General features: G+C 70.2%; 7 protein-coding genes. 4 read left to right on the plus strand and 3 right to left on the minus strand.

Annotated elements, in window-relative coordinates; genetic code table 11:
* Positions 1 to 100: 100 nt before the first annotated feature.
* The 3 genes from VAB18032_RS30125 to VAB18032_RS30130 are packed head-to-tail and all read right to left on the minus strand — an operon-like array spanning position 101 to position 7,289.
* Positions 101 to 4,021: a CHAT domain-containing protein gene (locus tag VAB18032_RS30125; protein ID WP_013734009.1), complete on the minus strand. Its 3,921-nt coding sequence runs from the start codon at positions 4,019 to 4,021 to the stop codon at positions 101 to 103.
* Positions 4,018 to 5,976: a caspase family protein gene (locus tag VAB18032_RS16515; protein WP_013734010.1), complete on the minus strand. Its 1,959-nt coding sequence runs from the start codon at positions 5,974 to 5,976 to the stop codon at positions 4,018 to 4,020. The genes VAB18032_RS30125 and VAB18032_RS16515 overlap by 4 nt, the downstream gene beginning before the upstream one ends.
* Entirely contained in the window at positions 5,976 to 7,289 is a 1,314-nt protein-coding gene (locus tag VAB18032_RS30130; protein WP_126711005.1) for a hypothetical protein, read from the minus strand. The genes VAB18032_RS16515 and VAB18032_RS30130 overlap by 1 nt, the downstream gene beginning before the upstream one ends.
* Positions 7,290 to 8,034: 745 nt before the next feature.
* Here VAB18032_RS30130 and VAB18032_RS16525 point away from each other — a divergent pair.
* From VAB18032_RS16525 to VAB18032_RS16540, 4 genes are read left to right on the plus strand one after another with little or no spacing between them, the layout of a single operon-like run.
* Positions 8,035 to 9,804 carry a hypothetical protein gene (locus VAB18032_RS16525; protein WP_013734012.1) on the plus strand — a complete coding sequence of 590 codons (1,770 nt, stop codon included), beginning with the start codon at positions 8,035 to 8,037 and terminating at the stop codon, positions 9,802 to 9,804.
* Between the two features lies 1 nt (position 9,805).
* Positions 9,806 to 10,000, plus strand: a complete 195-nt coding sequence (locus VAB18032_RS16530; protein ID WP_013734013.1) for a hypothetical protein — start codon at positions 9,806 to 9,808, stop codon at positions 9,998 to 10,000.
* A gap of 3 nt (positions 10,001 to 10,003) precedes the next feature.
* Positions 10,004 to 10,558 (plus strand): hypothetical protein, encoded by a 555-nt coding sequence (locus VAB18032_RS16535; protein ID WP_013734014.1) that lies wholly within the window; start codon positions 10,004 to 10,006, stop codon positions 10,556 to 10,558.
* 10 nt (positions 10,559 to 10,568) lie between these two features.
* Positions 10,569 to 12,131 carry an AAA family ATPase gene (locus tag VAB18032_RS16540; protein WP_013734015.1) on the plus strand — a complete coding sequence of 521 codons (1,563 nt, stop codon included), beginning with the start codon at positions 10,569 to 10,571 and terminating at the stop codon, positions 12,129 to 12,131.
* Positions 12,132 to 12,144: the final 13 nt, after the last annotated feature.

The raw sequence follows: 12,144 nt of genomic DNA on the forward strand, positions 1-12,144 counted from the left end.
CGGCGGATCCGCGAGCGAGCCACCGTTGGCGACGCCGCCACCTGGCCGAGTGGTCGGCAGCGAACAAGCCGGGACCGGGTCGTGGGCGCTGACGCCCGGGTCACCGCCCGAGGTGGGTGAAGGCGGCCCAGGCCAGCGGCGCGGCGTTGTCGACGCGGGAACAGTGGGTGGCCAGTTCCGCCGGCATACCTTCGGGCGGTTCACGGTCCGGGTCCAGCATCCACAACTGGGCCCGGTGCAACGCCTCGGCCGGTGCACATCCCTGCTCATACAGGAAGTGGTGGACCTGGTACATCAGCAGGGAGGTACCCACGTCGGGCACCGACCACAAGGAGCCGAAGACGGTCTGGGCGCCGGCCGCGAGGAACGCGGTGGCCAGGCTGAACGCCTCGTCGGGCAGCCCACCGGCGAGGTTCGTCGTGCAGGCGGCGAGGAACACCTGACCCAGGTCGAGCGCCGCCAGCCGGGACACCTCCAACAGGTCACGGGCCGGCAGCAGACCATCGGCCAGCACCAGGTGTGAGTCGGCAGGTCGGGTCGGGTCGACGCGCCCGTGACAGGCGAGGTGCAGCAGGGATGATCCCGCCCCGACCGTGCGTACCCACTCCAGGACGGCTTCCGGGCGTGCCAGGTGCCCGGAATCGTCGGCCGGTCCGCCGAGATAGCGGCCCTCGGGGTGGAACCGTCGGTGGATCGCCTGGGCCTCGATGCCCGCGAACGGCAGGTCACCGAGCGGATCCCCGACCACCAGAGCCGAGCGGATCGGCTGTACCGGGCGTGCCGCGGCGGTGCAGAGCAGCCGGGCGGAGGGACTGTAGGAGACGACCAGGTCGTGCACGGCGTAGCGGCGACCGGACGTAGTCTCGCGGTAGGCGGCGTGCCAGGGCACCAACCCCAGTACGCCCATCGGGACGAGGACCACCCGAGCCGGGCCCGCCGAATCCGGCGGTCGCAGGTGCGCCACCAGGTGGCTCATGGCTGCTCGCCAGGCCCACCGGCACAGGTCGTCGATGGCGGTTCCCGCAGACGGCGGACGGGGCCCGCCGACCGGGCCGGCATCTCGGGGTGCCCGCCTCCCCGCCCCGGCGAGGTCGGCACCGAAGGCGGCTCGCAGCAGCCTGCGCACCGGCGCGTTGTCGCCGGCCACCAGATCGCATAGTTCGAGGATCTCGACCTCGCCGACGCTGGGGACCACCACCGCGAGGCCCGGCACCGGGGGCGCGGCCGGCACCAGATAGACGAGCGCGTCGGCCTCCAATGCGGTGAGTGCGCTGCTGATCTCGCCGGGGCGCACCTGTGCCAGCGGGCCGTGGGTGGTCAGGTCGAGGGCATCCAGCACACGCAACCGCAGGTCGTCGGGAATCTCCCCGGCCGCGAGCACCGAAGCGAGGGCAGCGCCGGTGAGCTGGTCACGGCCCAGTCCCCCGGTCTGTCGCCACTCCGTGGCCAACTCGGCCTGCCCAGCCTCCTCAAGTAGTTCGGCCACGTTGCGGGAGGCGGTCGCCGCGTGCAGGACCAGGCCACGCCCCGCGTCGAGGGCGGTGACAAGATCGTCGTCGGCCTGGTCCTGGAGGCACCATCTGGCGACGGTGGTCGCGGTCGCGGCGGCTTCCCGGGCGGTACCCATGGCGTAATCCGTGCCTGCCTGCAGGAGCACCCGCCGGGCACGGCCGTGCAGGCCGTCGAGCCCGAGCCGCCGGGCCCGCGCCCGGTCAGGGTCACCGGCCAGGCGCAGAGCGTATGCGAGGTCGTGAACCAGTTCGGCCCAGATCGCCATGTTGGTCCCCGCCTCCGCTGTCGCCTGCTCCAGAATGGCGACGGCGGAGGCGGCGGCCTGCCGCTGTCCAAGGACCGCCAGGGGGAACTGGGCCTTCGCGGCTGTCGCCAAACTCCCTATCCGCAGGACATGGTGCTGCGGGAAACGGCCGGCAAGGTCGGTCAGATAGTCCGCCCACTGGCGCAGCAGCGGCAGGTCGGCGCGCCGGAGGGCGGCCATGACCTGGACCCCGCCGACCAGCACCGAGAGGGTTGCGGAGTGGGTGGGAGGACCCGGTGGCAGCGGAACCGGCGGTTGCGGCCGGATCCCTCGGCCGTCGATGTTGTCCACCAGGTCCTCACAGAGGCGGACCAGTGGATCCAGCATGGCCGCGTTCAGCCGCGACGGGCCGAGCCGACGCCGCAGCGCAACGGCTCGCCGGGTCGCCGTCCGCATCCCCTCCACATCCCCCAGGCGACCCCGACCGAGCGCCTCTGACACGGCCGCCAGCATCTGGGCCTCAATGACGGCCGCGGTCTGGGAGTGACCGCGCGCGAGGGCCGCCGCCATGGCCTGCGCGGCGCGGTGCGGGCGGTCATCGAAGTAGCGAGCGGCTCGGGCCTGCAGAAAGTTCGGCAACACCGACCGGAGGAGGGTTCTGTCCGCCTCGGTCATCCGCTCGTCGGCAACGATTCGCAGGAAGGTCGGCAGGCCATCATCCGGGGTGCTGTCGCTGCGGCTGACCTGGTCGAACTGCCGCAGAATTCCTTCGACCAAGTCCAGCACCAAGGTGATGTCCGCAGGCTGGTCCGCACCGCCCATTCGCCCCACGGCCAACAGATGATGCATCCTCGGCGAGTCCGGCTCGACCAGCGCCTGCAGGACATAGGAGAGCTCGCAGCGCAGCAGTACGGCGGCCAGTAGAGCCCGGTCGTGTGGGCTGCTATCCGGCGCGTCATCCAGTGCGCGTCCCCCCTCGTCGAGAATCTCCCGCACCCGGTGCAGGCCCGGTGGAGCGCGATCGGGGTCCCGGGCAGACTCGTGTCCCAGCAACGCCCTGACGACGATCACCCGCATGACGTGCACCGACAGCAGTTCATCCGGTGTCTCCCCCTCGGTGAGGGCATGATCCAGACAGCGGGCAGCGGCGTCCAGGCTGCCCGGCACCTCGGCTAGCTCCCAGCGCGCCAGGTGCGTCGCGCCGAGGTGTACCCACACCCACCGCGGTCGGGGCACCGAGGGCAGCGCCTGTTCCCACAGGGCGACCGCCTCGGTGAGGCTGTCGAGGTCACCGGCGGCGTACAGCAGCTCGGCGAGGGCCACCTGGCAGAGAGGGTCGTCATCCTCCGCACGCGCCGCACGCCAGCGGTCGATCGCCCGGGTCAGGTTCGCCGGATCTGCGTCCAGGCGCCACAAGGCGGCGTACGCCTCGGCCTGGTGGCGGAGCAGGTGACGCCGCATGGCGTCACCGGGCGGGCATGCCTCCACGGCCCGGTCGGCGGCCTGGATCGCCGACTCGACGCTCGTCCGGTCCTCGCGCAGGCCGGCCGCCTCCAGGTAGGCCGCGACCAGCTCCGTGCAGGCGAGAAAATAGTGGGCGGTGGTGTCCGGGGAGAGCCGGGCCAGCGACTCGGCGAGCAGCGCTATCGCCTGATCCAGATCCGGTACGTCCTTGCTGCCATTGTCGTACCGGTTCAGCAGGAGCACACCCAGCAGCATCCGGGCGTACGCGGTGGACTCCTCACCGGTAGGGCTGGTCAGCACCACCTCGAGGGCATGCATGGCTTCGGCGCCGTACTCGACCGTCGCCTCCGGCGTCTCGCTCTGCGCGTACCGCCAGAGATACCGGTTCCAGATCGCCTCCAGCAGGGTGTTCGCCACGTCATCGCGTTCCGTGTCCTCCGACGGCCACCCCCGGTACGCCTCGATCAGGTGTCCGACCGCGCTTTCGTGATCGGTGCTCTCGTCGTCGGTGCTCTCGTCGTCGAGCCAGGTCCGTTCGAGGTGGGACATGCCCTTTCCCCAGTGCCAGAACGGTGCCTGCTCGTGGTGGGGGGCGTAGGTCAGCGCCCGGTCGAATTCGACGATGGCGGCCAGGAGCGACGTCTCGTCCTGGTCGCGTACGTAGCGTTCGCCGTACGCCTGCCCGAGCAGCCCGGCCAGTTCGGCGAGGTCCTCACCGTCGGGCGGGGAGGCTACGAGCACGGTCAGGTGTGCAATCCAGTCGTCGAGAGGTACCTCTTCGATCTCCTCGTGGCCGTTCACCGACGCTCACCGGCCAGGTGGGCACCGCGACCGGCGGGCACCTCGGTGACCACCGGCACCGCCAGGGTGATCCAGTCGCTGGCACCCGTACCGGCGGCACCGGCATCGCGGTGCACGGCGGCCAGCCCCAGGCGGCCCAGGAGACCGGCGACGGCCAGTGGAGAGCGTCTCCTGTCAGCCGAGATGTCCTCGATCGCGGGCAGCTCGAACGGAGCGGAGCTGAACTGTTCCTCGGCGGCGAGCAGCAGCAGCCAGTCCCGGGTGCGCGCACCCGGTTGCACCGGATCGCCGGCCGGGATCGTGAACTCGACCGCTCGCCCGTACAGCGCCGCCCCGACGTGCCCGGGTGCGACATGATCCCCGGCGAAGAGCGTGGCGTGGACGCGGTGCCGTTCGGTGATGTTCAGCAGGACGAAGAAGAGTTTCCGACCGCTGTTGTTACGCAGCTGGACGAAGACCGTCGGGGGTCGCCAGGTCCCCTGTTCCCACCGATAGCGAAGATGCAGGGTGCCGTCTCCTGCCGGCAGCAGGGGCGGGCGGTACGCGGGTGCCGTCGACTCACCCGGACGGGCCTCGACCAGTTCCATGCCGACCGCACCCGCCAGCCCGGAGATCGGGTTCACCAGGGCCTTGATCTGGTGCACCCGAGCCAGATGTTCGAGGGCCAGGACGGCCCGCCGGCCGCCGTCGTCGACGGCCAGCTCGGCGCAGAGCGGGAAGCCGTCCGCGTCGCGGATGCGCACCCGGTCCGGCAGGTGTACGTCCAGCAGCAGGTCGGCGCTGCGCTCGTCGTCCCCCTCGACCGGTCGTACGTGCGCAGAGGGCCCGCCGCCCGGCGCGGCCGAGGCCAGCGCGGTGAGCACCGGGTCGGCTGCGGAGCGGTGTACGCCGTCGACCGCCACCGTGACCCTCGGCATCGGGACCCGGCTCAACACGACCGGGTACTGGGTGTCCTCGTCGGGTTCCCAGCCCAGCGGCTCCACCACACTGCGTCCAGGATGGACCCGCACGATCCGCGCCTCGCGCAGCAGCGGCCCGGGCACGGCAACCCGGACGTCCTGGGCGGCCGAGGGCAGGGACAACCCATGGCAGGAGCCAGCGTCGATCTCCCATTCGCCCCGGATTCGACGCATCCGGATACCGATGGCGGGCAGGGTGACCCGTCCGCCCAGGAAGGGCTGATCAGCGATTCCGGGGGTGACCGGCTCCAGCTGCGGGACCTGCTGCCGGGACTGGCGCTCCACCTCGCATCGCGCCGCCACCAGCAGGTCGCGGTATGTCGCCGAGGGCGCCAGCCGACGCATGGCGCTCAGCAAGGACCAGCTGAACAGGCCGTACGCCCGCCCGTCCGCCCAGGTCTCCCCTGCCGTCTCGTCCGTCCGGCAGGCCGCCAGTGCGACATGCTGGGCAGGTGGCCGGGTCAGCACGCGGCGCAACTGCGGCAGCAGCGCTTCGAGTCTCGGCGGGGTGGTCGAGGCGGGCGCGTAGCGGACCAGGTCGCGGGTGGCGCTCTGCGAGTGGCAACTGTCCAGCACGACCGCCAGGTGAGCACCGGTGCCGGCTATCTCGTCGCACAGGAGCAGCAGCTCCTTGTCGTAGAGGTCCGGCACCTCGTCGTGTCGGCTGTCATGGCAGACCAGAGTCTGCATCTGACCGGACGGCTCCAGGTGGGACAGTTCCTTTGGCACCGCGGCCCAGGAGCCGTGCCCGCTGAACCAGAACAAGGCGGTGTCGCCCGGCCCGGCCTGGCCCAGGTGCTCACGTAGGCCCGCGATGACGGCACTGCGGGTGGCGTCTTCGTTCGCCAGCAGCCGGATGGCTCGCGGGTCGCTCACCCCGGCACGTACCTGTAGATAGTCCCGCACCGCGAGCACGTCGTTGTGGCATCCCTGAAGCTGGCCTGCGGCCCGGTAGCGGTCGATCCCGACCAGCAGCGCGAAGATCCTCCTGGTCATCATCGGCTCCCCACGGGCACATGCAGCCAGCCGTGCTCGACGAAGCCCTTGTCGGGCAGGTCAATGGTGATCTCGGTGAACTGGTGGGGCAGCGGGGGAACCACGGAGTGCCGGATGACGTCCTGGTAGAGCAGGTCGGGCACGCCCAGGACGTAGTCGGCGGTCGGGGTGTCCCGGATGGCGGCGCGTAGCGGTGGGCTGTCGAGAATCCGATGTACCGCGATCGCCGCAGTGCCGACCCAGCCGCTGTCGGCCGGTTTCATCAAGCCACGGTGCAGCGCAACCCGCAGTCGTACCCGCTCCTCGGCGCTCAGGCCGTCGTTGGTCCGACGCAGGGCTTCGGCCAGACCGCAGATCAGGTCCGGGATCACCCGCGACTCATCGATGCCCACCGGCAGGACAGCGAACTGCCCGTCGCCCTGGGCCTGCACCACGACCGTGGCCTCGTCCAGGCCGGCGCCGGCGCGGGCCTCGGCCAGGGACCGCACCAGCCACGACTGAGTCCGTTCGGCAAGATGATTCGGTCGGCGGCTGTAACCTGTCACATCGGCGGCCAGGCACAGTCGCACGGCCGCGCCACTCGGTACGGGGTTCTCCGGCAGGGCCTCACGGAAGGCGACCGAGTCCGCGAGGGTGGCGGACCGGTGTACCGGCCGATGCCGCCAGGTGCCGAGGGTCTCCACCCGCAATCCGATGCGCCCGGACAGGAGCCGGGTCGACGGGGGCACCTCGATCATGGCGTGCATCCCGTAGGTCAGCGGCAGGAACATCGCCCCGGACGGGTCCTCGTACGTCCAGCCGAACCGGTGCCGGTGCAGGCCGAACGACCAGGCTCGGGGACGGCCGGAGCGGGGGGCCAGGCGGAGCAGCCAGCCCTGCCGGGTGGTGGCGGCGAGGATCGCGCGGTCGGCGGCCGGGGTCAACGGATGCGGAGAGCTGGCGGCGTAGCTCAGGCCGAGGGTGCCGCCGTCCCGGTCGAGCCGTACCGCCACGGCCTCCGCGTCGTCGAGGGCGACCTCGAAGCGGACCGAGGTGTAGCGCCGGGCGTCCGGCGGCTCGTTCAGGTCGAAGGCGACCAACAGCCCGTAGTAGTGCCGCCCGGACGCCTGCGCACGGCGGCGCAGTTCGACCGGCAGATCCTCGACCGGCACCGGGAAGATCAGGGGACGACCACAGCTCACCGTGCCCGCGCCGAAGGACGGATCCGGTTCGTCGACCCCCCGCACCTGCTCCGGTCGAAGCGGCAGTCGAGCCAGCACATCGGAGGATTGCAGCCGTTCCTCCGCCGGATGCCTTGAGGGGTTTGCGGTCATCGACCCTCCAGTTCACCGTTCGTCGAATGGTCGGCAGCCAGCATCAGTCCACTGTCAGGGCCGTACGGATTGCACCGGGTCACCCATTTCGACATCTACATGTCACGCCCGCGGTATGCCATGGGATTGGCGTCGAGATACACACGACCGATGAGTTCATCGCGCGGGCTCCGATCATCACCGAAACCTCCAGAACAGGAGCGGAAGTGTCGCCCAGTCGACAGAATCCGGCTTGGTCGTGAGATAACTCCTCCCCGGCTGAGGCATCTCCCAACGATGACCCGGTCCGGTCACGGGAATCCCGTAGAAAGGCGGGATCCGCCGGGCCCGGGGGTGTCAGGCTCGACCCTGACGCAGCAGAAGGAACGACGGCAGCCCGCCAGGATCCCCTGGCCCCACTTTGGACGGCGGCAACCGGCCGAGGTGGGGCCAGCCTCAAGCCCGACGGGTCGGCGCCGGCCCGGAGGCTGTCGATCGACATCTGCCACAACTGCCCTGCGGGGCGACCGCACCCAACCTCCCGACCGCAACGATCAGCCGAACGTCTGTCGGAGCTGAATGATCAGCCCCACCCGGACACTGTTTCCGACATCCGTTCGGACACTCATTCAATCCCTTCAGTCGAAGTAGCAGACAGGATGCCTGCCAGTACCGTCCATGGGACCAGCAATCGCGGTCCGATCCACATTTCATCCCGTTACCGGGAAAGCTCGCTCATCCCCTTTGACACGTGAGCCGGAGAATCATGTCCGAACTGAACGCGATACGTAGCGAAGTCCGTGACGCGAAGCGGATGCTTGTCGACCTCGACCGCACCCTGGACCTGGTGGGTACCCATGTCGTCCAACTCGGGCAACAGCAGACGGCCGCCCGGGAGGAACTCCTGGCGCTGCGCGCGGACTTCCTCCGCTTCGTCGAGCAGGCGGAGCGGACCGCCAACCTGCAACGCGCCGAGATCGCGATCAACACCCTCAAGGGCGACCTTGAGCATCAGTTCGGCCATCACAAGGTGGTCCGCAGAACCGCGGTCGGCATGCTCCAGTCGTTCGACCTCGGGTTGGTCAGCGAGGAGTCCGTCCGGGCGGTGGGCGACCAGTTGATGGTGCAGACCCCCCGCTACTGGTTGGCCCCCGTGCTGGTCGCCCTCGCCTCCTGGGCCGGCGACGATCCGGATCTGTGCGTCCGGGCGGTCGAGGAGGCGTACCGCCGCTCCCCGCATCGCACCTCCCTGTTCATGATGCTCGTCCTGCGTCGGCAGGGGCGGCTGGCCAGCGCCGCCCGGTGGCTACGGCACTACCTCGACGCGCAGGACCCCAAGGCCCTCAACCGCGAGTTCGCGGTGATCCTGGAGGCCATCGCCCAGGGCGCCTTCGGACCGGCCGGCATGGAGGTGGTCCGGGACCGACTGGACACCTGGCGTCACCTGCTGCTCGACGACAAGGAGTCGATGGTCGCCCAGGTCAACCGCTGGCGCCGGGAGATGGAGACCCACGTCCGGGAGGAGGAACTCGCCGCAGAGTTCCCCCGCCTGGCGACCACATCGCCCCAGTGGCCACAACTGCAACGTGTCCTGGCCGGTGCCGAGGCCCATCAGTCGATCATCGACCGGTACACCGCCCTGATGGACGCGGAGGCGCCGCCGAACAGCCGCATCGAGGACGCCATCGACGACATCCTCGACCGGCTGGTCGACGAGTACGACCACGAGGAACTGCCACTGCGTCGGGAACTCGCCGCCAACGAGTCGATCGTCCAGGCCGGTGGTGATTTGGCAGCAGCCGAGGCCGCCTTCTCCGAGACCACCACCCTGGACGACACCCGCGACTATCTGACCATCCAGACCCAGTCGGCGCTCGAACCCGAGGGCATCGGGGTGTCTACGCAGACCCAGCGGCTGGCCGTGGCGTTCTGTCACGTCTGGATGGACGAGGCGCACACCGCCTTCACCCGCGACTACCGCCTGGCGATGCCCGCCAAGGTCCAGATGCGATTTGACCTGGGTGGCAACGCCGGACTCGCCGGATTTCGACCACCCGCCTGGACGGGCTCTTTCGACCAGCCGATGAACGCCCTGGAACGGTCGCTGAACCAGCACTGGGACCGGTACGCGCAGCCGTACCTCAACAGCCTGGCCTTCCGGTGGGGTCAACGGCTCATCGTGCCGGCCGTGGTGCTCATTCTCGTCCTACTCTTCGTCTCCGCCGCCAGCAACGTGGGGTTGGGCATCGTGATCGCCGTCTTCGGCGGGGTCGCCTGGTTGGTCTACCTCAAGGGGGCGGCCGACAAGGCCCGCGCCGGTCAGGACAAGGCTCGGGCTCGGGTGGCGACGGCCAAGAAGGACTCCGTGCTCGTGCTGCGGGCGGCCGGAGCCGAGCTGACCGACTGGACCAGCCGGTTCAGCGCAGCCGACGGCAAGGAGACGCAGGTGAAAGAGCTGATCGCCAACCTCGCCACGGCGGGCGCACCACGCAGCCCGCACGAGCGTCGCGCGGTCGACCCCCTGGAGGAGAACTGACATGCCGTCGACCGACAGCGCCGACCAGCCGACCCCGGACGGGCCCACCGAAGCTGAGGTGGTGCCGTGGGCCCGGCAGCCCACACCGCCGCGTCAACGCCACACCGATCGGGTACGCCGCATCGCCGAGGGGTTGCCCGACTGGGAGCCGATGCCACCGGGTGAGATGGTGATCCGCCGCCCTCGGCAGGGCTGACCGGTGCTGGTCGGTGACGGCGGCTACCAGCGGTGGGCCGCCTTCCTTGAGCAGTGGCGGGCCGGCTCCGCCAACGATCCGCAGGGTCTGCCGACCCTGGTCGAGCAGGACTACCCGGCGGAGGTCTGGCTGCGGCTGGTCACCCGACTGACCGATGCCCTGGCGTACCGCTTGCAGACCTGGGCCGATGCGCTGATCGACGCCATGGCCGCGACCCGTGACGAGTTCGAGATGGCCCGTGCCCTGACCCAGGCCAGGCGCGGACTGGCCGCCATCCGGGCCGTCGCGGCCCATCCCGCCCTGCCCGGGAAGCTGGCGCGGGCGTTACGCGATCAGGTCGACGAACAGATCCGCCTGGTCCAGCGGGCCCTGGAGGACGGCATCGACGACGCCCGCCGGGCCGGGCTCGACGACCGGCTCGTACAGGCCAGACTGCGCACCCTGCGCGACAACCCACTGACCGTGCAGGACCGCTCGCCCGCCGGGACCGGCTGGGCCGCCGCCCCGGCCCGGCCGGGCCGCCGGATCATCGTCGATCCTCCCGTACGACCAACCTGAGGAGCGCCCGTTGTCCCACTACGACGAGGCCCGCCGGGACCTCGACAGCTACATCGCCGCACGGGTTCCCCTCATCGGCATCCGGACCCCCGAGCAGGTACGCGCCGTGCGGCTGCTGCGCGAGGTGGCCTCCAGCACCCGTCGGGTCAACCTGCCCTTCTCCATCTACACCCGGGCTACCGGCCTGCGGGATCTGCGGACCAACAACTCCCTACAGGACGACCGGTCGCTGGTGGCCGCGATGGACTTCGCCGCCAGTCAGTTCACCCGGCGGGCCCAGGCCACGACCGCGTTCGTGGACCCGGACATGCTCGACGCCGACTCCTCGGTCACCCGTCACATGGCGGAGTTGGCCCGCCTGGCCGACGACCACTCCGGCAGCATCGTGCTGATCACCGACACCCCGTTGTGGAGTGGGCTGCAACGGCTGGGCATGAGCATCACCCTGGAGCCGCCCAACGTCGACGAGATGTACGACATCGTGGTCGGCTTCCTCAAGGAGCAGCAGGGCGCGATCACCATCGACTGGACCGCGACCGACGCCCGACGCGCCGCCCAGTTCCTGGTCGGGGTCCCCGAGGGCACCGCGGTGAACATCCTCGCCACCATCGCCACGGCCGGACGCCTGCACCGAGAGGATCTCGATCGGCTCACCGAGGTCAAGGACAAGCACTTCTCCGATCTGGCCGGCCTGGAACGTGTCCCGCTGGGACCGGCCGACCGCATGATCGGCGGTCTACACCAGCTCCGTACCTGGCTGGACCGCCGCCACAAGGTGATGCTCTCCGACTTGCGGGAGACCTCGCTGCGCCCACCGCGGGGGGTCCTGCTGGTCGGGGTACCCGGCTGCGGAAAGTCCCTCTCCGCCAAGGCGGTGGCCGCCCAGTGGCGACTACCGCTGTACCGGCTCGACTTCGCCGCCATTCTCGGCATGTACGTCGGGCAGTCCGAGGCCCGGTTGCGGGAGGCCCTGGAGATGGCCGACCGGACCGCGCCCTGTGTGCTCTGGATCGATGAGATCGAGAAGGGTCTTTCCGGGCAGTACGACTCGACCGGGGTGAGCCGGCGCATGGTCGGCCAGTTCCTGTACTGGTTGCAGGAGTCACGGTCCCGGGTGTTCGTCGTGGCCACCTCCAACGACGTCCGTTCCCTGCCGCCGGAACTGCTGCGTAAGGGTCGCTTCGACGAACTCTTCTTCGTCGACCTGCCGGACGAGACCGAACGGGCGGAGATCATCCGGCTCTACCACGGCCGCTACCTCCGCACCGAACCGGACGACGAACTTGTCGGTCGGCTCGTGGCCGCCTCCGACGGCTTCGCCGGCTCCGACATCGAGGCGGCGCTGCGCGAGCTGGGATACACGGTCCACACCGAGGGCACCACCAGCCTGCGGCCCGAGTTCGTCGTGGACACCTTCGTCAACACCAACCCGATGAGCCGTACCCATCCCGAGGAGATCGCCGAGCTGCGGGCCTGGGGCCGGGAGCGGGCGATTCCCGCCGGTGCCGCCGGTGCCGCCGGTACGCCGGCTGCCGGTGGCCGCCGCCGGGTGATCGTCCCGGGAGACACCTGACCAGGAGTATCAG

This window comes from Micromonospora maris AB-18-032, assembly GCF_000204155.1.
GTDB lineage: Bacteria > Actinomycetota > Actinomycetes > Mycobacteriales > Micromonosporaceae > Micromonospora > Micromonospora gifhornensis.